The sequence below is a fragment of the Corynebacterium sp. ACRPZ genome (assembly GCF_022346205.1).
Lineage (GTDB): Bacteria > Actinomycetota > Actinomycetes > Mycobacteriales > Mycobacteriaceae > Corynebacterium > Corynebacterium lehmanniae.
On record NZ_JAKRMR010000009.1, the window covers coordinates 69,144 to 91,936 of the forward strand.

Annotated in this window: 16 protein-coding genes; 12 read left to right on the forward strand and 4 right to left on the reverse strand. The window is 65.0% G+C overall.

Annotated elements, in window-relative coordinates; translation table 11 throughout:
• Positions 1-48 precede the first annotated feature (48 nt).
• Positions 49-855, forward strand: coding sequence for a hypothetical protein (locus MHX64_RS07570; RefSeq protein ID WP_239356528.1), 807 nt, complete (start codon positions 49-51; stop codon positions 853-855).
• A gap of 6 nt (positions 856-861) precedes the next feature.
• On the opposite strand, the gene MHX64_RS07575 is transcribed toward MHX64_RS07570, so the two are convergent.
• Positions 862-1,206, reverse strand: a complete 345-nt coding sequence (locus MHX64_RS07575) for a hypothetical protein (protein ID WP_239356527.1) — start codon at positions 1,204-1,206, stop codon at positions 862-864.
• A 132-nt stretch (positions 1,207-1,338) separates the two neighbouring features.
• Positions 1,339-3,183: a CAP domain-containing protein gene (locus MHX64_RS07580; RefSeq protein ID WP_239356526.1), complete on the reverse strand. Its 1,845-nt coding sequence runs from the start codon at positions 3,181-3,183 to the stop codon at positions 1,339-1,341.
• Between the two features lie 169 nt (positions 3,184-3,352).
• Here MHX64_RS07580 and MHX64_RS07585 point away from each other — a divergent pair, with 169 nt between their 5' ends.
• The 5 genes from MHX64_RS07585 to MHX64_RS07605 all read left to right on the forward strand — a co-directional run bounded on the left by MHX64_RS07585 (position 3,353) and on the right by MHX64_RS07605 (position 11,147).
• The gene (locus MHX64_RS07585; protein WP_239356525.1) at positions 3,353-4,714 is read left to right on the forward strand and encodes an amino acid permease; all 1,362 of its coding nucleotides are present in this window, start codon (positions 3,353-3,355) and stop codon (positions 4,712-4,714) included.
• 83 nt (positions 4,715-4,797) lie between these two features.
• Entirely contained in the window at positions 4,798-6,108 is a 1,311-nt protein-coding gene (locus MHX64_RS07590; protein ID WP_239356524.1) for an inorganic phosphate transporter, read from the forward strand.
• An 18-nt stretch (positions 6,109-6,126) separates the two neighbouring features.
• Positions 6,127-6,384, forward strand: coding sequence for a hypothetical protein (locus MHX64_RS07595; RefSeq protein WP_181889353.1), 258 nt, complete (start codon positions 6,127-6,129; stop codon positions 6,382-6,384).
• Between the two features lie 493 nt (positions 6,385-6,877).
• Positions 6,878-8,614, forward strand: a complete 1,737-nt coding sequence (locus MHX64_RS07600) for an RNA-binding domain-containing protein (protein ID WP_239356523.1) — start codon at positions 6,878-6,880, stop codon at positions 8,612-8,614.
• A 253-nt stretch (positions 8,615-8,867) separates the two neighbouring features.
• A complete protein-coding gene (locus tag MHX64_RS07605; RefSeq protein ID WP_239356522.1) occupies positions 8,868-11,147 on the forward strand; it encodes a LamG-like jellyroll fold domain-containing protein in 2,280 nt (759 codons plus the stop codon).
• Positions 11,148-11,164: 17 nt separating this feature from the next.
• Here the strand turns inward: MHX64_RS07605 and MHX64_RS07610 are convergent, their stop codons facing one another.
• A complete protein-coding gene (locus MHX64_RS07610) occupies positions 11,165-12,604 on the reverse strand; it encodes a PucR family transcriptional regulator (RefSeq protein WP_239356521.1) in 1,440 nt (479 codons plus the stop codon).
• Positions 12,605-12,723: 119 nt separating this feature from the next.
• On the opposite strand from MHX64_RS07610, the gene gabT reads away from it, so the two are divergent.
• The 4 genes from gabT (at position 12,724) to MHX64_RS07630 (ending at position 18,613) form a co-directional block, all read left to right on the forward strand.
• Positions 12,724-14,037, forward strand: coding sequence for a 4-aminobutyrate--2-oxoglutarate transaminase (gene gabT, locus MHX64_RS07615; protein WP_239356520.1), 1,314 nt, complete (start codon positions 12,724-12,726; stop codon positions 14,035-14,037).
• Entirely contained in the window at positions 14,038-15,426 is a 1,389-nt protein-coding gene (locus MHX64_RS07620; protein WP_239356519.1) for an NAD-dependent succinate-semialdehyde dehydrogenase, read from the forward strand. It abuts the gene before it with no gap.
• A gap of 18 nt (positions 15,427-15,444) precedes the next feature.
• On the forward strand, positions 15,445-16,815 hold the full coding sequence (locus MHX64_RS07625) for an aldehyde dehydrogenase family protein (RefSeq protein WP_239356518.1): 1,371 nt from the start codon (positions 15,445-15,447) through the stop codon (positions 16,813-16,815).
• A 160-nt stretch (positions 16,816-16,975) separates the two neighbouring features.
• On the forward strand, positions 16,976-18,613 hold the full coding sequence (locus tag MHX64_RS07630) for a thiamine pyrophosphate-dependent enzyme (RefSeq protein ID WP_181889346.1): 1,638 nt from the start codon (positions 16,976-16,978) through the stop codon (positions 18,611-18,613).
• Here the strand turns inward: MHX64_RS07630 and MHX64_RS07635 are convergent.
• On the reverse strand, positions 18,573-19,748 hold the full coding sequence (locus tag MHX64_RS07635; RefSeq protein ID WP_239356517.1) for a helix-turn-helix domain-containing protein: 1,176 nt from the start codon (positions 19,746-19,748) through the stop codon (positions 18,573-18,575). The two genes, MHX64_RS07630 and MHX64_RS07635, sit on opposite strands and share 41 nt — an antisense overlap.
• 123 nt (positions 19,749-19,871) lie before the next feature.
• Between MHX64_RS07635 and MHX64_RS07640 the strand changes: the two genes are divergently transcribed.
• Positions 19,872-21,476 carry an amidohydrolase gene (locus MHX64_RS07640; RefSeq protein ID WP_239356516.1) on the forward strand — a complete coding sequence of 535 codons (1,605 nt, stop codon included), beginning with the start codon at positions 19,872-19,874 and terminating at the stop codon, positions 21,474-21,476.
• Between the two features lie 16 nt (positions 21,477-21,492).
• The gene (locus tag MHX64_RS07645; RefSeq protein WP_181889343.1) at positions 21,493-22,752 is read left to right on the forward strand and encodes a M20 family metallo-hydrolase; all 1,260 of its coding nucleotides are present in this window, start codon (positions 21,493-21,495) and stop codon (positions 22,750-22,752) included.
• The last annotated feature ends 41 nt before the right edge of the window (positions 22,753-22,793 follow it).

Below are 22,793 nucleotides of genomic sequence, written 5' to 3' on the forward strand. Positions count from 1 at the left end.
GCACGTGAGGGGCTGTGCTCACGCGGGGTGCGACGTAGGCTGCCGGACATGGGGATGAAAACTTGGAAAATTGGGGCCAAGGCGGCGGGAACGCACGTTGGGGGCCGGGTAATTGTTGAGGATCCGGGGCGCGAGCTGAACGTGGCTGTGCGGGCGCTCGGACAGGAAATCGTGGATGCGGTGAACCGCACGGCGAAGCAGTGGCGGCCTGTGGACGATAGGCAGCCGGTCACTGGTGAGCGCGCCGAGGAGCTGGTCAGCTACACCGTGATGGCGGGCGTCCCGTTGATGATGCTGCGCGACGCGATGACGGCGAACAGGGCGGCGCGTGCCGCGGGGATGCTCGCGGAGATATGTAGGGATGCGATGGCGCTTGAGCCGAGGTTCGCTGCAATTTACTCCCTTGCGGTCACGGCTCGTGAACAGGCTGAACAGGGGATCATGGAATTCATGCCGGTGCTGTGCACCAGCATCTCGTGGGCTCTGCCCCAGCCGGTGCGTCTTGGCGCTGTTGCCCATGCAATGCGGGTCGAAATCAGTGAAGTGACGCTTCCGATACTTGGAGGCCCGAAGCGCCCGGGTCTTGCGGACATGCGCATGGATTTCGAGTGCGAAGAGGTCAGCGGCGTCGAGATCGTGCCCGACCCCAGCACCATCTACTTCCCGCTGCCGCTGTTCGGGCCCAACAAGGCGGAGCCGGACGTGGTGCTGGAGATGTGGGTCGGCAGCGTGCAAGTGACGGTGGATCTGAGCACGAAGCGTTCCGGGTTCGGCGCGCTGCGGGAGATCGTTTACGCCGTGGAGAAGGTTGTGCAGGCGCACCGGTTGGAGCGGGCGCGCGTGCGGCCGGCGTAGCGCGGCCTACTGGCGGTGCATGTCAGCGTGGCGGCCGTTCGGGTTGTACACGCTGTTCCACCCGTACCAGCCAAGGAAAAGGATAATCAGTGCCAGCATGCCGATGAAGCTGCCGACTTTGCTGCTCAGGCTTTCATCCTTGGTGTCTGGTGCCTGCTTCGGTGCCGCCGCCTGCTTCGGCGGGGCCGCCCGTTCAGCGGTGACGGGAACCGGGACTTCCTCTGTCCACGTTGTAACCGCCACGGGCTGGACTAACTCGTACCTCGGCTCCGCTTTCGCGGGAGTCGCGACGGCAAGCAGGTTCAGCGATAGGGCGGTCACGGTTGCCGCGCCAATCAGTTTGTTACGCATAGTTGGGTCCTTTTCTGTAGCCGGGGGGATAGGCGCACTAGGAACAACTTTAGCCGTCGATAAGTTTGGTGTTCGCGGGCAACCACCAAAGATATCGGCGTAAGTTTGGCTGTTGCCGCCGCGGCTGAGCCGCTACTGCCAGGGCAGCTCGATACCGAGGCGCGGCGCCAGCGCCACCACGCCGATGCCCACGACCGCCAGCGCGGCCAGCACACCCAGCACGACCGCCACGGTGTTGGTTTCGGTGGTGGTGAACTGCGCCAGCGTCGGGCGCTGCGCGTTGACCTGCGCCAGCTCTGCTTCAGCTTCGGCGACGTCGTCCTCGGCCTCGTCAAGGGTCATCTGCTCGGCGGCGGAAAGCTCGTACGCGTCCTCGACGCCCTGCTCCGCTTCCGCCAGACGTTCCTGCGCGGCCTCCACCGCCGCGGCCAGCGCGTCCTGGTCCGCGGCCTTCGCCCACGCGAGCTCGGCCTCTGCGGCATCCTTCGCACCCCTGGCCTTCTCCTCGGCGCGCGCGAGTTCATCCCGCTCGCCTTCCAGGCGCTCTTGCCTATCGACGGCACTCCGCAACCGTCTCTCAGCGTCCTCCAGCACGCCCGTGGCCTGCGCCAACGCGTCCTGCGCGTCGGCGTCGTGCTGCTCGGCGGCGGCGAGGTCCGTCTGCGCGGCGGAAAGCTCGGCCTCGTCGGCGGAAAGCTCGGCGGCGTAGTCGTGCGAGACCGCCACGCCCAGCTTGCGGGTCGTGCGGGCTTGGATGGCCCGGATCTCGTCGCGCTTCAGCCCGTCGTAGTTCGGGTTCGCTTGCCTGCGGTCGTCTAAGTCCACCGTGAGGTCGGGGGTGCGCAGCGCCTCGCGTGCGCCGGTGGAGACGTAGTACGGCGTACCGCTCTCGTTGGCCTTTTGGGAGCCGCCGTCCGGGCCGAAGGTGTAGGACGTTGTCGGGTGGGACAGTTTGTAGAGCTGCATCGTGGCGAACGCCTGGCCGTTGGGCGCGACCCGCACGCCGACACCGATGCCGGTCTGGCTCGAATTCAGCATGCCTTCGTTGTGCCCCGAGGTGGAGTTGCGCCACTGGGTGAACAGCGCCTCGGGAAGTTCTGCCCACTGCGTGCGGTCTGCGGTAGCCGGGGAGGCATCTGGCCAGCCGAGCCAGTTGTAGGCGATGTTCTCCCCACTGTGCCCGTAGTCCTCGAACTCGGCGTGGCGGAAGTAGTCGTCGCCGCTGGCGCCGCGCTGCATGTCGGCGGACATCACGCCGCTCCAATCCCGGGCGTTGCCGTTGAACACATCGTGGCTGACCAGAGGGTGCATGCCGTGACGCTGGCGGTATTCGTTGGTGATCTCCACGATCGCGTCCGCGACCAGGCGCTCCCAGTCCTCTTGGGTGTAGTCGGCGCCGGCGGCCTCGCGGGCCTGGGCGTCGGCGAGTTTGGCCTGCGCGGAATCCGCGGCCTGCTGCATGTCGGCCTTCTCGTCCGCAGCGGCGGTTGCCGCCTCCTTTGCCGTGGCGGCCGTTTCCTCCGCAAAGGTGACGTCCTCGGCGAAGGCGGCGGTGTCTTCCTCCGCCGCGTCGAGCTCTTTTTGCTTTGCGACGAGCTCCCGCTCCGCCTCCTTCAGCACCTCCGCGGCGGCGTCCAGCTCTGCCTTCCGCTTCTCCACATCTGCCCGTGCGAGGTCCTTCTCGGCCTTCTTCAGCGCAGCCTCCGCGGCCTCCACCTCTGCGTTGGCGTCGCGTACGGCGGCGTTTGCGGAGTCGCGTTGCGCCTGCGCCGATTTGGCGTCGTCCTTGGCTTGTTGGAGGGAGGCGGATGCGTCGTCGTAACGCTGCTGCCACTTCGCGGTGGCCGCGTCGAAGCCTTGCTGGTCGACGGTGGTGATAGAACTTCCTGACGACTGCGCCTCAGCGACGGGGACGTGAACAGTGCTAACGGCGAGCGCGCAGGCGAGCGTGGCAGTTGCGATGCGGGAGCGGGACATGGTGGTGCGATCCTTCGGGGCACAGGTCAAACGGTGACGTTTTAAAAATCTAGATCACCACAACCTGGCAAACAACTGGATGTTCGGTGGGGGTAGGTCAACCGGAGGGTCGTCGATAAGCGAATGCAAAACACCGGCCCCAAAGGCACCGCGAGTAATCTAGATCACCATGACTAACGCCCAGCTACCTGAGCAACACAGCGACGAGCACCTCGAGCTCTCGCGCCAAGAGTTCGACCGCGAGAACCTCTCGGACGCGGACATCGAGCAGATCAAGGAGCAGCGCGAGGGCGACGAACCCGACGGTTCGTTCATGCGCTGGGTGATCACGCTGTTCGGCACCGGCGTGGGCGCTGGCATTCTGTTCCTGCCCATCAACGCAGGCAGTTTCGGGTTTTGGCCGCTGGTGATTGCCACGCTTTTGATCGGCCCGATGGTGTTTTTCTCCCACCGCACCTACGCGCGCATCGTCTCCGCCTCCCCGGTGAAGGGGCTGGACGTGCTGCAGGTGATCACGGCGCTGACCGGCCGCAAGCGCGGGTTCGCCTCGGCGCTGGTGTACTGGCTGGGCATCTATCCCACGGTGCTGATCTACGCCATTTCCATCACCAACACGCTGGACAGCTTCATCGTGAACCAGCTCGGCGGGCCGGAGGTGAGCCGCTGGGTGCTGGCTACGGCGTCGGCGGGGTTGATGACGGGCGCGTACGCCTTCGGCAAGAAACTCACCCTGTGGCTGGCCAACGTGCTGGTGTATCCGCTGATCATCGCGCTGGCGGCGGTGTCGCTGTACCTGATCCCGAGCTGGGATTTCGCCAGCTTCCGCTCGTACGAGTCGTCCTACCCGGTGTGGCAGGGCCTGCTGCTGATCCTGCCGGTGCTGGTGTTTTCCTTCAGCCACATGGCGGCGCTGAGCCAGTTCGCGCTGGACGTGCAGAAGAAGACGGACGGCGACGTCGCTGCCACGGAGCGCGAGGTGTCCAAGGTGGAGCTGGTCACCGCCGCGATGCTGGTCACCTTCACCATGTTCTTCGTGTGGTCGTGCGCGCTGTCCCTGGGAGCGGACGGCATGGACGTCGCGCGCGAGCAGAACGTGCCGGTGCTGTCGTACCTGGCCAACGAGACGCACGCGCCGTTTATGGCGTGGATCAGCCCCATCATCGCCATCTGCGCGATCATCACCTCCTACTTCGGCCACCTGCTCGGCACGGAGGAAGGCACTGGGTACCTGCTGCGCAGTGTGGCGCCGAACTTCGCGGCTCGCTTTTCGACGTCCACGCTTCGCCTCACAGTCAACATCTTCGTGTTTGTCACCGCAGTGATCGTCGCCGTGTTGAACCCCTCGATCCTGGACATGATCTCCGTGGTCGGCGGCGTGTTCGTGGCGTTTTTGGTGTACATCATGCCGGCGCTGCTGTTTCACAAGGCCACGGCGTTCAAGCACTACGCCCGCCGCCCGGACACCATCTTTGTGCTGGTGGTGGGCCTGGTGATTATGGGCGTGGCGGTGCGCAACATCATCGCGGGCTAGGACGGTGACGCGCAGGTGAACTTTGCGCGAACATTGGCTTCCGGACGTTTCGGTTGTTCTCAGTCAGGCGCATAATCTCCCGCGTGAGCATCACAATCCTCCTCGTATTAATCATTGTCGTCGCTTTGTTCTTCGACTTCACTAACGGTTTCCATGACACTGCCAACGCGATGGCCACCTCCATCGCCACCGGCGCGCTCAAGCCCAAGGTGGCTGTGGCGCTCGCCGGCGTCCTCAACCTGATCGGTGCCTTCCTCTCCGTCGCTGTGGCGAAGACGGTCGCGGGCGGCATCGTGAAACTCGATCTGTTCGACCTCAACGACACCCTCGACTCCGAGCGCCTCCTCCTCGTGGTGTTCGCCGGCCTGGCCGGCGGCATCATGTGGAACTTGTTTACCTGGCTGTTCGGCATCCCCTCCTCCTCCTCGCACGCGCTGTTCGGCGGCCTGATCGGCGCGGCCATCGCTGCCATCGGCTTCGACGGCGTGGTATGGCAGGGCGTGCTGGACAAAATCATCGTCCCCGCCCTGTTTGCCCCGTTTGTTGCTGGCCTCATCGCCGCGATCGGTACCTGGCTGGTCTACAAACTCACCGCCAATGCGGAAAAGGACCACCGCGACAACTACTTCCGCTGGGGCCAGATCGGCACCGCCTCCCTGGTGGCGCTGGCGCACGGCACCTCCGACGCGCAGAAGACCATGGGCGTGATCTTCCTGGCCATGGTGGCCGCCGGCCAGTTCGGCTCCGACCACCCCATGCCGTTCTGGATCCAGCTGGCGTGCGCCCTGGCGATTGCCATCGGCACCTACTCCGGCGGCTTCCGCGTGATCCGCACCCTGGGTAAGGGCCTGGTGGAGATCCACCCGCCGCAGGGCATGGCCGCTGAGACGTCTTCCGCCGCGATCATCCTCACCTCCTCCCACCTGGGCATGGCGCTGTCCACCACCCACGTGGCCACTGGCTCCATCCTCGGCTCCGGCCTGACCGGCCCGAAGGGCGAGGTCCGCTGGGGCGTGGCCGGCCGTATGGCCCTGGCCTGGATCACCACCCTGCCCATTGCGGCGCTGGTGTCCTTCATCACCTGGTGGATCGGCCACTGGGCCGCTGAGCTCGGCGGCGACCTCGTGTGGGGCGGCGTCGCCCTGGCGCTGATCATCCTCATCGGCGGCGGCTACATGTTCTGGCAGGCGTCGCAGAAGCCGGTGCACAAGGACAACGTCAACGACGACTGGGACGGCGACTCCAACTCGCCGGCGCAGACCACCGGAGGGGCGTCTGAAAGCGAACTGCCGCACCGCGACTCTGGCGAGCCCGCAGACTTCGTGGACACCTCCGTCGGCCTGCGCGCGCCGGGGTCCACCGCAGCCACCCACGACCACCACCCGCGCGGCTAGCCGGAAAGGACAACCCGCATGCTTGAACTGCTGAAATCGCTTTTTTCCGTTGTCGCCGTCGGCATCCTGCTCGGCGCCGGACTGCCGGCCCTGTACGCCCTGAGCATCCACTTCCTCTCTCCCGCCAGCGACGGCTCCGCTCCGCAAGGCGGCCGCCGCGTGCTGGGGTGGATCTTCCTGGCCATCGTGTTCGTTGCCGTTATCGCCGCGATCCTGCTCATCGCCCGCGAGCGCATCGAGTACTTCACCGGGTGGGATCCGTACCCGTTCCTCTAGCTCATCCCTAGTTTCCGAAGGGCCCTGGCACGTGCCAGGGCCCTTTTTCGTGGACGCGCGCCAATCGTTGGTGTTGACAAACTATTTACGCGAACCTAGAGTTACCGCAACATGAACGGGAGGTTAACAACCTTCCCCTGGTAACGAAAGGAGGTGAGCCATGAAGGGCTTCATCAACAACGTCCGCGCATGGTTCCGCGACGAGGAGCGTGGCATCGCGTCTCTGACGGATCTCTCACCGCTGGCCGTGCTCCCGCACGTCGACGCGCGTTCCTAAAGCAGCGTCGCGACAGCCCGGGCCCGATCCCCTTTTGTGGGGCGGGCCCGGGTTTTTCGCGCGCGGAAAGATATAGAAAAGATATCGGAACAATTCGCTGAACAGCGGAAACGGTAGATTTTGACCTGTATCCACCGCGCGATATCTTTCCTATATCTTTCGTGGTTGAAAAATGGTCCCAAAAAGAATTCCCTGGGGAAATGTATAATCAGCGGCATGGTTACGGAGTCTGCCTGGGATGATCTTGCCCCTCACGTCCGCGATGCTCTCGAGGCGATCCATGGTGGGGCGACGGCGGACTCGCAGGAGTCGCTCATCCTGGAGTTCAAGGAGGATCCTGCCTCCCGGGAGGGGGAAAAGGGGGCGAAAGCGAAGCTCGTCGAGAAGCTGTTGAATGAAGCCATCTGCATGGCTAACAGTGAAGCTGCGACCGGCCACATTGTTGTGGGAGTGGCGGATAAGGTCGCTGGCGAGGCCGCGTTCACCGGCACGCAGATGGACGAGGAAAAGCTCGCCCAGCAGATTTTCAACGGCACGAAGCCGAACATGAATGTGCAGATCGCGCCCGTTCGTGCGTGGGGAGCGAGACTTCTGGTGATCCATGTGCCGGAGGCGCGGGCGCTCTACACCCGTGGTGACGGCGCTGCGAAACGTCGTACCGCAGATGCCCAGTTCTCCTGCCAGCCGATGACTGAGGAAATGCGCCGTTCGATCGACGAAGCCCGGCGCAATCCCGATTATTCGAACGGCCCCGCGGACACTTCCGTAGACGAGCTGCCATTGGCGGTGGTCGAAGAAGCGCGAAGGATGCTTCGCGAGCACAGGAGGGCGCGCGGCTCCGAGGCCGGGGTCCCGCAAACAACGACGGGGCTGCTGCGCGAACTTGGCCTGGTGCGTGATGACGGCCAGCTTAAGCGCGCGGCAGAAATTCTCTTTGCCGAACCCGAGCCGACAGACGTTGTAGTCCGGCACCTGTGGCGCAGTATCCCGGGGGAAGACCCGAAGGCCACGCTGATTTCGGACCCGGTTTTGCTGGCGTTGCCCCGCCTGCGCCGCCTGATTGCGGAAAACGGGGACCGGGAGATCGAACGGGTCCAGTTCGAAGACGGTGAAGAGGTCGCCATCAGCCGCTTCCCCGAACAAGCTGTGGATGAGGTGGTGTCCAACGCCTTCATTCACCGCGATTGGCGGCTGCCTGGCCCGGTTGTGGTTGAGCAGACCTACCGCACGCTGAAGGTCACCTCGCCTGGTCCCCTGCCGCCGGGGGTGACGGTGGACAAATTGTTGACCACCACTTCGGTTCCGCGGAACAACCGGCTCATGGCGGCGATGCGCACGCTCGGTCTGGCGGAGGAAAGCTCCCGCGGATTCGACCGCATGTGGGCCACGATGATCCGCACTGGCCGAGACGTCCCGGAGGTCTTTGCTACTGAGTCTCATGTCCAGGTGGTCCTGGCCGCGCAGCAGCCCGACACGACTTTTATTAAGGGGCTCAGGAAGCTGTCGGAGCGCTACGGCGAAGCGGTTATTGGCAGCGTCGCAACGCTCATTGTGCTTTGGCACCTCAATTCCGCTCCTTTGATCACTGCGGCAACGGCAGCCCACAAAACGCAACTCACTGCCCTCGAGGTGGAAGAGCTTATGGGTGTGCTGGTTGAGCTTGGAATACTCGACTCTGTAGCGGACGCGAGCGAGTGGACGCTCAGCGGCGAGGCGCGAAAGCTGCTCGGCCGTGGGCAGGCAGGCGACCTGGCGACGGTGAGCATCCAAGAGTGGATAGAAGCGAGGCTTCTCGACGGCGAATCGCTCCGGTCCGCAGATATCGCAGATCAAACCGGAGTCAGCGTCGCCGAGGCGGGGCGGATTCTCCGCCACCTCCGCAGTCTTGGGCGCGCAAAAATTGATCCAGAAGGCCCTCCGCGGGGGCGTGGCACCCGCTGGATTCGGGCGTGAAAGATATAGAGAGATATCGAAACAATTCGCTTAACAGGGGAAATGGTGAATTCCGGCCCGCATTCTGCACGCTATATCTTTCCTATATCTTTCGGAGCCGAAAAATCGGTCCAAAAAGAATTCCCTGGTGAAACGGGGCAAGGGCGACGCGTGGGCGTCGATAAGCATAAGTTTCACCTGAACTTCACCTCAGCGAAACCTTAGGGCGCTACGTTTCCAACTGCCTACCAACCCTCGGACACGAAGGACCCTCATGCGCAAGCACATCGCCGCGATTACTGCCCTTGCCCTGCTCACCCCAGTTCCCGTTGCTAACGCGGAGGATCTCGCCTCCCGCTTCACCCTCGGCGTCATGCCGGACACCCAGTTCTACGCCCGTTACGGCACCGAGGCCGCCGGCGACATCTTCGGCGACCGCTACGGCACCAACCCGTTCGATGTGCAGACCGAGTTCCTGGCGGAAAACCACAAGAAGCTCGGCACACAGTTTGTCACCCACCTGGGCGACGTGGTGGACCAGCCGGAAGACCGCGCCAGCTGGGACATCGCGGACCGCGCGATGAAAAAGCTCGAGGACGCCGGAGTGAACTACTCCGTGCTGCCGGGCAACCACGACCTGACCATGTTCGACGGGAAATCCGCGTTCACCGAGTACTTCCCGGAGGAGCGCGCGAAGAAGAACTCCACCTACATGGGCCGCACCGCCTCCACGGAGATCCACAACGGCGGCGACGGCTACGCCTTCCCGGGCCAGAGCGTCGACTCGGAGTACCACATCTTCGAAGCCGAGGGGCAGAAGTACCTGGTGCTCGCGCTCGGTTTCCGCGCCAACGATGAAACGCTGGAGTGGGCGCAGCAGGTCATCGATAAGCACCCGGAGCTGCCCGTGATCCTCACCACGCACGAGATCTCGGGTATCAACGGTGATGGCTCCACCTACTTCACCAAGGAGTACGGCGAGCACCTCTGGGACAAGCTGATCCGTAAAAACGACCAGATCTTCCTCACCATCGCCGGCCACCACCACGGTGCGGGCTACCACGTGGAGAAAAACGACGCTGGTCACGACGTGATCAACATCCTGCAGGACTACCAGATGGCCTACCTGGGCGGCAACGGCCTGATGGGTCAGCTGCAGTTCGACCTGACCAACAACCAGCTCGAGATGCTCGCGTACTCGCCGTGGGTGAAGTCCAAGAAGTACGAGCAGCTCACCTCCTTCGACCACCTGATCATGGAGGGCGAGGGCGATTCCTACACCATCGATCTGGACTTCGCGGAGCGCTTCAAGGCGTTCGCGCCGGGCTTCAAAGCCGGCGACGCCAACGACCCGGACTACAACGAGACGCTGAAGCAGACCATCACCGACGGCTACAAGGCCTACGAGGTCACCGAAAAGGACAAGCCGAAAGACGAGCAGGACTACGCGTACGTGGACGGCACCGTCGTGCACTGGCGCCCCGGCCAGACGAAGGTCGAGGGCACTTTGCTTAACGACGGCGAAGCTGCCCCCGCCGGCGCCGTCATCCCCGACGTGGCAAACGGCGACGACATGACCCGCGTGCGCCACCGCATCGCGGCAGGCGCCGACGCGGTGACCTTCTCCGACGACAAGCACCCGCTGTCCGCGGACCGCGGCTCGCTGCGCTGGAAGGACCCGAAGTTCAAGCACTCCACCGCCTGGTTCGAAACCGCCACCGGCGCCGACATCAACTCGGAGGAGTTTGAAAACGGCTACACCATGGAGGCCTTCCTCAAGCTCGACGAGGACTGGAACGCCGACAACAACAAGTGGTCCAACGCCCTGATCCGCGACGCCTCCGGCACCATCACCCACCCCGAGGACGAGGACGGCGACCCGATCCAGATGCTCGGCGTGTCCAGCCTGCGCGAGCTGCGCTGGTACTCCTACGGCGAAAACGGCGAGGGCTTTTCCAACTGGACCCACGAGGTGCCCAAGGGCAAGTGGATGCACATCGCCGTGGTCAACGACCCGGCCGACAAGTCCGTGACCATGTACGTCGACGGCTCCCCGATCCTGCGCGACGGCTACGGCCCGCTGGGCATGGGCGGCAACGGCGACAAGTGGCTGCTGGGCACCTCCGCCTGGGACAACGACAAGGTCGACGGCTGGTTCGGCAACATCGGCGAGATCCGCATGGTGGACCACCCGATCGGCCCGGACCAGTGGCTGACCGCCCGCGGCAAGGCCCCGGCGCCGACGACAGCTCCTTCTTCCGCTGCGCCGTCTGCGCCGGCTGCTCCGGTGACCACCACCGTGGCGGTCCCGACCACCGTGACCAGCACCGTATCCGGCACGCCGACCACCGCGACTACGACCGTGGCGGTCCCGACCACCGTCACCGCTGAGCCGCAGCCCGCCGACGACAGCTCTTCTCGTGTCGGCAGCAGCGTCGGCGCCTTCGCCGGCGGCGTGCTGGTGGGCGTGCTCGGCCTGCTCGTTGCGGTGCTCGCCGGCGCCGGCGGAACGCTCCAGTGGATTCTGGACCAGGTGCGCCCGTTCCTGCCGTAGCCGGAACAAGTCTCGGCCTAGACCTCGCTGGTTGCGGCGAAGAACGCCTCCGCGAAGGTGGCCGGGTCTGCAAGGTCAATGCCGCATAGCTCCTGGATCCGTGCGATGCGGGAGCGGGCGGTGTGCCGGTGGATACCTAGGGCCTCTGCGGTCTGGGCCAGTTGCCCGCCGTGCTGCAAGAACACGGTCAGAGTTCGGGCGTAGTCGGTGTGGCGCTCGGCGTCCTCTGTTTCGAGCACGCCGAACAGCTCCTTGCGTTGTGCTCGCAGAGCCTCCGCCACCGCGGGTTCGGTCAACCAGCTGGCGCGCGAAGAACCGGGAAGAGCGCTGTCGCCGAGTGCGAGCACCCCGCACCGCGATTTCAGCGCGCGGATGTGGGCTGCATCGAGGTCCGCGGCAGGCAGCGGGCGGCTGACGGCCACGCGCACACGCTGGGCGGTCGGGCCGAGAGCGGCGAGAAGCTCGGCACCATCTTGGTCGGGGTGGACCAGCACCACCATGCTCAGCCGGTCGAGGGGTGCCGCGTACAGGAAGTGCCCTTGCGCGTCGGCCGCGGTGTCTAACGCGTTGCGCGCCTGTTCGAGGGCACGCCTTCTATCGGCAGTGATGACAGCGGGGCGGGTCAGCCCGGAGTCGTCGATAGGCGTGTCAAAGCCTCGGGGCAGTAATGCTGCCTCGTCGCCGAGGCCGAAGCGTGCTGAAAGCGCGAATGCGTTGAGCTCGTTACGCGCGGCGCGCAGCTCCGCGGGGCGTGCCAGCAGCATGTCGGCCAGGCCCGCGCAGTGGCGCAGCAGCGCGGCAGGGGGACGCTGTGCCGCGGTGACCACCAGCGAGTACGGGCGCTGTGGTCCCGACACCAGGCGGTGCGTCGAGGTGCGCAGGCGCTTGCCTTCTTCCACGGCGCGTGTGTGCCCGGCGGATTCGGCGGCTGCGACCGGTGCCGCGCCGGGCCCGTTGATGCGCACGCTGGCGTCCAGCAGGTCCGCAGCCGCGCTGACCAGCATGTCCAACGAGCCTGGGATGGCGGCGCGAGTGAGGCGTTCTTGGTCGTCGATGAGGCGCTGCTGCTCAAGCTGGGCACGGCGGCGTTGCTCCTGGTGGATCGCAGTCAGGATGGAAATGAACGGAATGTGGCGCGGCACCTCGAACAGTCCTATGCCTCGCCGCCGGGCCGTGGTGACCACCTGCTCGGGGATGCTGGTGAAGGTCAGACCGGTGCCGAACCCGATCGCCACGGCCCCGGCATCCGCCAGGTGGTCGACGTAGCGGCCCAGGTCCGATTGGTTGTCCTTGAAGGCAATGCCCACGGTGAGCACAAGCGAATCGGGTTGGATGAACTCGGTGGCGTCCTCGAGCTCATTCGTCTGCGCAAGCGCGAAGCCGCTGGTGGAGGGGGCAACAACTTGCCGCAACGCCAGCTCTGGTTTGTGCGTAAGCCAGGTGAAGGTCAGATCCATTGGGCTCCATTCCGTACAAGAAGCCAGTGCAATATCGCCACACTGTACATGGCGCCAGTCACATCACGTCCCCATACTGATCTGCAACACGTTCAAACGATGGTTGTAAGGAGTACAGCATGCAGGACCTGAAGTACCACCTCCCCCAAGAACGCCGAGTGAACACGGACGGAATGGGCCCGAAGAGCAAGGGGCTCGATGCCCGCCGCCAGAGCGCCGTGGCGCGCGCCCTCTCCCCTGGGCTGCCCGGCTACGTGGTCGAAGGCGACGGCGGCGTGCTCGTGGACGCGGACGGCAACTCGTTCATCGACTTCGCTTCCGGCATCGCCGTGACCTCCGTCGGCGCGTCCAACGAGAAGGTTGCTGCGGCGGTTGCGGAAGCGGCGGCGAAGTTCACCCACACCTCGTTCATGGTTTCGCCGTACGAGTCCTACGTCGCCGTGTGCGAAAAGCTCAACGAACTCACCCCGGGCGACTTTGCCAAGAAGTCCTTCCTGCTCAACTCCGGTGCGGAGGCGGTGGAAAACGCAGTGAAGGTGGCGCGCTCCTACACCGGCAAGCCAGCGGTGGTGGTGTTCGACCGCGGCTACCACGGCCGCACCAACCTCACCATGGCCATGACGGCGAAGAACAAGCCGTACAAGACCAAGTTCGGTCCGTTCGCCTCCGACGTTTACCGGGTGCCGGGCTCCTACCCGCTTCACGACGGCCTGACCGGCCAAGAAGCCGCCGACCGCGCAATCAAAACCATCGAGCAGGAGGTCGGCGCAGAAAACCTCGCCTGCGTGGTCATCGAACCCATCCAGGGCGAGGGCGGCTTCATCGTCCCCGCGGAAGGCTTCTTGCCGGCGATCGCGCAGTGGTGCCGCGACAACGACGTCGTCTTCGTCGCCGACGAGATCCAGGCCGGATTCGCGCGCACTGGCGAGTGGTTCTCCGTCAACCACGAGGGCGTGGTGCCGGACGTGATTACCACCGCCAAGGGCATCGCGGGAGGCCTGCCGCTGTCCGGTGTCACCGGCCGGTCTGAAATCATCGATGCCCCAATTCCCGGCGCGCTCGGCGGTACCTATGGCGGCAACCCCGTTGCCTGCGCCGCGGCCTTGGCCGCCATCGAGGAGATGGAGGCCAACGACCTGCCGGGTCGCGCCCGTGAGATTGAGAAGCTCGTGCGCACCCACTTGGAACCCCTGGTAGAGCTCGACGGTGTGCGGGAGCTGCGCGGCCGCGGCGCAATGATTGCGCTGGAGCTTGAGGACGGTGCCGCGACCGCAGACGTCGCCGCCGCGTGCAAGAACCAGGGCGTGTTGATTCTCACCTGTGGCATGGACGGCAACGTCATTAGGCTGCTGCCCTCGCTGGTGATCCCAGAGAACCTGCTTGTGGAGGGGCTGGAGATCCTCGCAGGCGCAATCAAGGAGCGCGTGGCGTAAATGGCGAAGCAGTTCGACGTTCTCAACCCCGCCACCGAAGAAGTCATCGCCCAGGTGCCGGACACCGGCAAGGATGAATGGCTTGCCGCCCTCGGCCGCGCTGTGGAGGCGCAGCGGGCGTGGGTGGAGTTCTCGCCGCGAGGACGCGCTGAGGTGCTGCGCGCCGTCTACGAGAAGATCACCGCGCGCACAGACGAGTTCGCGCGCACCATGACCGAAGAGATGGGCAAACCGCTGGCGGAGGCCAAGGGCGAGGTCGCCTACGGCGCCGAGTACTTCCGATGGTTTGCCGAAGAGGCGGTGCGCATCCCCGGCCGCGTCGGCCGCGCCCCCGCAGGAAACGGCGACATCGCGGTTACCCGCGTTCCTGTCGGCCCTGTGCTGGCGATTACGCCCTGGAACTTCCCGCTGGCCATGGCCACCCGCAAGATCGCCCCGGCGATGACGGCCGGTTGCCCGGTGCTGGTGAAACCTGCCGCAGAAACACCGTTGACGATGCTGCTGGTGGCAGACATCATCGCGGAGGCGCTCAAAGAGGCGGGCGGCCCACAGGATCTGGTGCAGATCCTCACCACCACCGACTCCGCCGGCCTGTCGGAAACGCTGATGGCGGACCCGCGCCTGCGCAAAATCACGTTCACCGGCTCCACCGCTGTGGGCAAGATCCTGGTCAAGCAGTCTGCGGACAACCTGCTGCGCACCTCGATGGAGCTCGGCGGCAACGCGCCGTTTCTCGTCTGCGAGGACGCGGACCTGGATCTCGTCTTGGAGTGCGCCATGCAGGCGAAGATGCGCAACGGCGGAGAGGCCTGCATTGCGGCGAACCGCTTTATCGTGCACGAATCTCTAGCCGGGGAGTTCACTGAGCGCCTCACCCAGCGCATGTCGGAGGTGACAATGGGAAACGGTCTTGACGACGGCGTCACGCTCGGCCCGATGATCACCGCGAAGCAGCGCGACAGCATCGCGGCACTTGTGGACGACGCCCGCGGCGCCGGTGCCACCGTGCACCTCGGCGGCGAGGTGCCGCAGGGCAAGGGCTACTTCTACCCGGCCACTGTGCTTGGCGACGTCCCTTCGGACGCCCGCATTCTGCGCGAGGAAATCTTCGGCCCGGTGGTCACCGTGACCACTTTTGCCACTTTGGAAGAAGGCATTGCAGCAGCCAACGACACCGAATTCGGCTTGGCTGCGTACGGGTTCAGCGAAAACGTCCATACCTGCCGCCGCCTAGCTGAAAAACTCAAAGCCGGCATGGTCGGCATCAACCGTGGCGCGATCTCGGATGCCGCCGCCCCGTTCGGTGGCATCAAGCAGTCCGGCTTTGGCCGTGAGGGCGGTGCCGAGGGCATCGAAGAGTACCTCGACGTGAAGTACCTGGCGCTGTAAAAGAAAGGAATCACAACCATGTCCCAATACGCAGTAACCAACCCGGCGACCGGTGAAGTGGTGGAGACCTTCGACGGCGCCACAGACCAGCAGATCCAGGACGCGATTGCCGCTAGCAAAGAGGCCTACGCCGATTGGTCCGCGCAGACTTTCAGCTACCGCGCCGAGCGGCTGAAGAAGCTGGCGCAGCTGCTGCGCGAGCGCAGCCGCGAACTCGCAGAAGCGTCATGCATAGAGATGGGCAAGCCCCTGCCAGAGATGGTGGAGGAGGTGGAGTTTTCCGCCGAGATCATCGAGTACTACGCAGACAACGGCGAGAAACTTGCGACGGAACAGCAGATCCCGACCCAGGGTGGCAACGCGGTACTGCGACGCCTGCCCATCGGGCCGCTGCTGGGCATCATGCCGTGGAACTTCCCTTACTACCAGGTGGCGCGTTTTGCCGGGCCGAACCTGATGCTGGGCAACACCATCATCCTGAAGCACGCGGAGATCTGCCCCAGAAGTGCGCTGCGCTTTGAGGAGCTCACCCGCGAGGCGAGCATTCCGGCAGGCGTCTATACCAACGTGTTTGCCACGCACGAGCAAGTCTCAGACATCATCGCGGATCGGCGTATTCAGGGGATCTCTCTGACCGGCTCCGAGCGCGCCGGCGCGGCCGTGGCGGCCCAGGCCGGAGAGAAGCTGAAGAAAGTCGTGTTGGAACTTGGAGGCACCGATCCTTACATTCTGCTGGATACGGACGATGTTGCCGCGGCAGCGAAACTGGCGTTTACAACCCGCATGGTCAACACCGGCCAAGCGTGCAACTCCAACAAGCGCATGATCGTGATGGAGGACATCTACGACGAATTCGTTGCTGAGCTGGTGAAGTTAGCGGAGGTCATGAAGCCGACGACCTGGGACGCGTACACCGCTGGCATGTACTGTCCCCTGTCGTCGCGCGGCGCGGCGGAAAACCTGTGCAGCCAGCTCGAACAGGCGGTCGCGGCGGGTGCGAACCTGCGCGCCGGAGGCGAGCTCGCGGACACCGGCGCGTACGTCTCGCCCGCGGTGATCACGGACATCCCCCGTGGTTCCGACTCGTACTACGCGGAGTTCTTCGGCCCGGTGGCAGAGGTGTACAAGGTTTCGTCCGACGAGGAAGCCGTCGAACTCGCCAACGACTCGCTCTACGGGCTCGGCGGCGCGGTGTTCTCTACGGACGAGAACAGGGCGAAGGCGGTCGCGGACCGTCTGGAGGTTGGCATGGCCAACGTGAACACTCCCGCCGGCGAGGGGGTTGAGTTGCCCTTCGGCGGCGTGAAGCAATCGGGCTACGGCCGCGAACTCGGCCCGGTGGGCATGGATGAGTTTGTGAACAAGCAGCTCTACTACGTGGCCGAGTAGACGGCGGTGCTGGGTGAGTGTGCATTTGCATACGCTCCTGACATAGCCGTTGACGTTTCGCACGGGATCTCCGCAACCACATTTTTGGCTGCGGCGTCTCAAATACGCTCGGGGAAACGCTCCCGAGGAGGCATAACCGATTGAGAAAGGTGGCACCCGCATGGTCCATGTCGGCAAGGAAATCGTGAACGCGCTGGAGGCGCAGGGCGTCGAGCGCACGTTCATCGTCCCTGGGGAAAGCTTCCTCCCGGTGCTGGACGGGCTGCACGATTCTTCCATCGACACAGTGGTTTGCCGGCAGGAAGGCGGCGCCGCCTACATGGCGGAAGCCCAGGGCAAGGCGACGGGCAAGCCCGGCGTTGCCATGGTCACCCGCGGCCCGGGTGCGTCCAACGCTTTCGTGGCCATTCATGCGGCATGGCAGGACTGCACCCCGATGGTGCTGTTTGTCGGACTGATCCCGTTTTCGGACCGGGACCGCGAGTCCTTCCAGGAGTTCGACCCGAAGGCGTGGTTTGGGACGCAGGCCAAGCAGGTGTTCGTTTTGGACGACCCGTCTTCCGCATCCCGCGTCGTGGCCGACGCGTTCTTCCAGGCTTCCACCGGCCGCCCCGGACCGGTAGTGGTCGGTCTGCCGGAAGATGTGCTCTACGAAGAGTTCGAAGGCACTGTGTATCCTCCCCGCCCGGTGTCGCGGGGAGGGGCGTCGCAGGGGCAACGGGACGCCGTCGAAAAGCAGCTTGCTTCCGCGAAACGGCCGCTGATCTACGCAGGTGGCCCCGGGTGGGACCAGGAGACCTCGCGCAAACTCGCCGAGTTCGCGGACGCCCACAACATTCCGGTGGTGCACGACTGGCGCGCAACGGACCGCATCGCGTTTTCCGCTGCCGCCAACGCCGGTTGGCTGGGCTACGGCCGCGACGAGAACGTCGCGCGCCTGTTGGACGACGCCGATGTGTTGGTGCAGGTAGGCGCGGCGCTTACCGACGTCCCGACGGACGGTTACACCCTGCGCCAAAGCCCGGACGCGGTGAACATCATCGCACTGATGGACACAGCGCTGCGCGGCCACTCCGGCGCGGTGACCGAACACATCGTGGCCTCGCCAGCGGAGTTCGTGGACGCGCTGGCCACATTGGACGTGCCGGTGGCGGACGAGCAGCGCTACGCCGCCGCGCACCAGGCGCACCTCGACTTTGCCGCGATCAGCCAGCCGGATACCTGGCGTAAAGCACCTGAAGGCACCGCCCACCTGGAGGAGGTGTTCCGGCAGCTTCAGGAGCAGGTTGGCAACGACGGGATCTACACCTTCGGCGCCGGCGACCACTGCATCTGGGCCCAGCGTTTCCTGCGCACCGAGCAGTTCCCCTCCCAGCTGGGCATGCGCAACGGCTCCATGGGGTACTCGGTGCCTGCGGCGGTTGCCGCCGCGCTGGAGTTCCCGGAACGCACCGTTGTTACGATCGCCGGCGACGGCGAATACCTGATGAACGGCCAGGAGTTCGCCACCGCAGTGCAGGAGGGCACCGCGTTCCTGGCGGTGACGGTGACCAACGGCCAGTACTCCACTATCCGCGGGCACCAGGAGAAGTACTTCCCGGGCAGGGTGAGCGGAACCCAGATGGTCAATCCGGATTTTGCGGAGGTGGCGAAAGCGTTTGGCGGCCATGGCGAGCTGGTCACTGCAGACGACCAGGCCGCCGGTGCCATCGAGCGGGCACTGCGGAAGGTGCGCGAGGAGCGCGTGCCCGCCATCGTCAATGTGATTGTGGCGCAGGAGCTGGGGCTGCCGGAATAGCGCCCTTCCACGGTAGCGAGGCCAGCGCGAGCGCCGCCTGCGACGGGACGGTGACGTCCAGGCCGGTGTGCGCCTTGAAGGACTGCAGGCGGTTGACCACCGTGTTCCGGTGGCAGTGCAGCAGCGCTGCCACATCTTTGGTGGATCCACTTTTCAGGTACGCCTCCACGGTATCCACCACATCCGGCGCACTCTTGCGCAGCTCCACCACCCCGGCGTGCGCAGCGTGAAGCTGCACAGGAAGCAACGGGCGGATCTGCTGCGCCGCTAACGCCCAGGCCACGTCCTGCACAGGGATGAGGCGGCCGGGGTTTTCCGCGGCGTCGAACATGCTCACGCTCGCACGCACAGCGGCTCGCACCGCCGCCAAGTTTGGGAGCTGGTTGAACGTCACCGCACCGAGGTGGTCTGTGTGATCCCGGATGAAATCCTGGGCTTGTGTGCTGGCGGGAAAGAAGGCCGCGTACAGGCCGTGGTATCCGTGGCCGAAGATTTCCCCGCGGGCGGCGAGAGGCTCCAGCACGGTTTGGGCCGGGGCCCACTCGCTGGGGTGGAACACCACGAGGTCGATGGCGGTGCCCTCCGCAATCCCCAGTGCCCTGGAGATGGCCTCCATGGCCTGCTCCCCCAAATGCTCGGCGGAAAAGAGCCGCTCAATGTGGCGGGCGTGGGCGAAACGGGCGTCGTGCCGCGCCCGCGCCTGCTCGGCCGCATACGCGCCGCGGATATGCACCGTGTAGCGCGACACCAGCTTCTGAATGTCCGCCACGTGCTCCACCAGCACAGGCAGCTGTTCCGGGGAAACCGTTGCGCGGAAGTGGTCCCACAACACAGTGAAGTCGATCTGGATGGCATCTACCAGCGCGGACAGGCGCACGCCCTGGTGCGCTCGTTTGGTGCCCAGCTGGCGGGCGTGCGCTGCGAGTGAGTCTTCATCCATCCCGTATTCGAGCTGCACCAGGAAAAGCCCCAGGATGCTGGAGGCTGTCGAGCGGAGCTCGGCGTCGTCCACGATGTCCTCGCGGTAGTAGCCCAAGTCGTGGAACTGCTCGAGGAAAGCATCGACGAGCTCGGGTAAGTCCTCACGAACCTGCTGGACAATGTCGTTCCAGCCGTCCGTCGAATCAGTGTGCATGTGCACAACGTTACAAGCGCGGGTTATGAGATGTGCCAGATGTCCGCAAAGAGGTGCCGATCACGGCGGTTACCCAATAGTGTCAGGGGACACAATTTAGAGCTGCACGGAGGAGGCGGGCTTATGAACGCAACCACCATCATCAACGCGCGCGCAAAAACTATGGACGGGGCGGGCGGCACCGCGACGTCGATACGCATGGGCTTCGGCCGCATCCTGGAGGTGGACAGCGAGCCAGCGCCCGGCGACACGGTGATCGATGCACGCGGCCGCACCGTCATCCCGGGGTTCAACGACGCCCACGCGCACAGCGTGTGGTTCGGCCAGACACTGCGGGAAATCAACCTCGGTGGCGCGCGCACGCGTGGCGACGTGCTGGCGGCACTGCGGACGGGAAGCACTGGCGACTGGGTCGTAGCCAGCGGATTCAATCCGAACCTGCTCACAGACGGGCCGGTGCCGATCGCCGACTTCGATCACGCAACCGCGGGCAAACCGCTGTTGATCAAGCACAATTCCGGGCACGCATACATGGTCAACAGCGAGGCGCTGCGCCGAGCCGGAATCGATCCGGCGAACCCGCCGCAGATAGAAGGCGGAGAAGTGGTCGTGGACGACACCGGCAACGCCACTGGGTTGCTGGACGAAAACGCCATGCGCCCGATCAACGATGTGCTGCAGCCGGAAAGCGAAAGCAACATCACCGACGCGCTTGACCGCGCCGGGCGGCACTACCTCGGCGAGGGCATCACCTCGGTGACGGACGCAGGCGTCGCAGGCGGCTGGATCGGACACAGCCCCCAGGAGTTCGGCTTCTACCAGCGGGCGCGCGAGATGGGAAAGCTCCACGTGCGTACGCAGGCGATGATCACTCTCGACGCGCTGCACGGCATCGACGGCCACGAGGGCGACCCGGAGGTGCACGGCCTCGACGCCGGCATCCGCACTGGACTTGGAGACGATCTGCTGCAGATCGGGCCAGTGAAGGTTTTCACCGACGGATCCTTGCTGGGAAAGACAGCGGCCATGACCGAGGACTACGCCTGCTGCTGCCACGCCGGGTACTTCCAAGGCGACACCGAAACGATGCGTTCGCGTGCGCTCGCGGCAGCGGCCGGCGGGTGGTCGCTGGCATTGCACGCGATCGGAGACAAAGCGGTGGATTTTGCGCTGGACGTGATCAGCGAAGCCGTCGATAAGCATGGGCCCCGCACGGTCCCGCACCGCATCGAGCACGGCGGAGTGGTGCGGAACGACCAAATCGAGCGCATGGCCAAGACCGGAGTCGTGCTCGTGCCACAGCCGCGCTTCATCGCGGAATTCGGAGACGCGATGGCAGAGGCGATCGGCGCCGAACGGGCAGCACTTTCCTACCCGGCGAAGCGGCTGCTCCAGCGCGGCGTGGTGCTGCCGGGCAGCTCCGACAGGCCAGTGGCCACGGGCACCCCGCTCGCCGTGGTGCAGAGCTTTGTCGAACGCACCACGGCCGCGGGCAAAGAGTACGGGCCGGAGGACCGGATCACCGTCGACGAGGCGCTGTACGCCTACACCGCGGGATCCGCCGCGGCGACAGGCTGGGCTGGGAAAAAGGGGCAGATTGCGCCTGGCCAGCTCGCAGATCTTGTGGTCCTGGGAGCCGATCCAGCCGAAGTGCCGGCCAGCCAGATCGGCGACATCCCCGTTGAGGCCACTGTGCTGGGCGGGCAACTCGTCCACGGCAGCTTTTAGGAAGGACTTGAACACAATGCAGACCATTCAGCCAACAGATGAGCGGTTCCTCTCGGATTTCGCGGCGATGAGCAAGAACGGCGCAACCCCCGGCGGCGGCGTGGAGCGCCAGGCCGCAAGCGAGGGCGACGTGAAAAACCGCGCCTGGTTCACCGGCGTGCTCGAGGGTTTCGGCGCGGAAGTCGGCTTCGACGAGATTGGCAACCAGTACGGCCTGTTTGAGCTGGTGCCGGGCGCCCCTTACGTCGCTGTTGGCTCGCACCTGGATTCGCAGCCACTCGCAGGACGCTTCGATGGCGCGTACGGCGTGCTCGCCGGTGCCCACGCCGCCGCGCGTGTGGCCGCGAAAGCGAAAAGCGGCGAGCTGACACCCCGGTTCAACCTCGCGGTGGTGAATTGGTTCAACGAGGAAGGCTCCCGCTTCGCCCCGTCGATGATGGGCAGCTCAGTCTTCACCGGCTTCCTCGACCTCGGGGTGGCGCGTGAAGCCACAGACCTGCAGGGAGTTACAGCGGGCGAGGCCATTGATGCGGCGAAGTGGGCGCCGCTTATCGACGCCCCAAAGGTAGCCACCTACGCCGAAATCCACGTCGAGCAAGGCCGGGAGCTGGAAGATAACGGCAACCAAATCGGCCTGGTCACCGCCACCTGGGGCGCAAGCAAGTTCGCCGCCACAGTTCGCGGCGAGCAGGGCCACACTGGATCCACCATGATGCGGGACCGCCGCGATGCCCTGTTCGGCGCCTCGTTGGTGATTGCCGGCGTGCGCCGCCTGACAGAAGAGTTTGAGGAAGGGCAGCTGCAGGCGTCGGTCTCGCAGCTCACGCTGGAGCCCAACTCGCCGGTGACCATCGCGCGCGAGGTCCGCTTCAACGTCGACCTGCGCTCCCCTTCCGCGCAGGTGCTGGAGAAGGCGCGGGCGCGTGTGGACGAGATCGTTGCCGCCGCCTCCGACGAGGCAAAGGTCGATGTCGACCTCGAGCTCACACACGAATGGGCGCTCAACCCCTACCCCGAGGCCGGCGTAGAGCTGGCGCGCACGTGCGCAGAGGAACTCGGACTGTCCCACCAAGAGATCTTCACGGTGGCGGGCCACGACTCAACGAACATGAAGGAGCACTACCCCACCGTCATGCTGTTCATCCCCAGCGTCGACGGCATTTCCCACAACGAGGCCGAGTACACCACGGATGAAGACTGCCTCACCGGACTGGCTTTGCTTACCCGGGTGGTCGAAGAGTTGGCGGTTGGCAAGCTCGCACCCGATGAACGCTGATGCTCACCTGATTCAAACCAACCAATTCAGATGGCAATAGC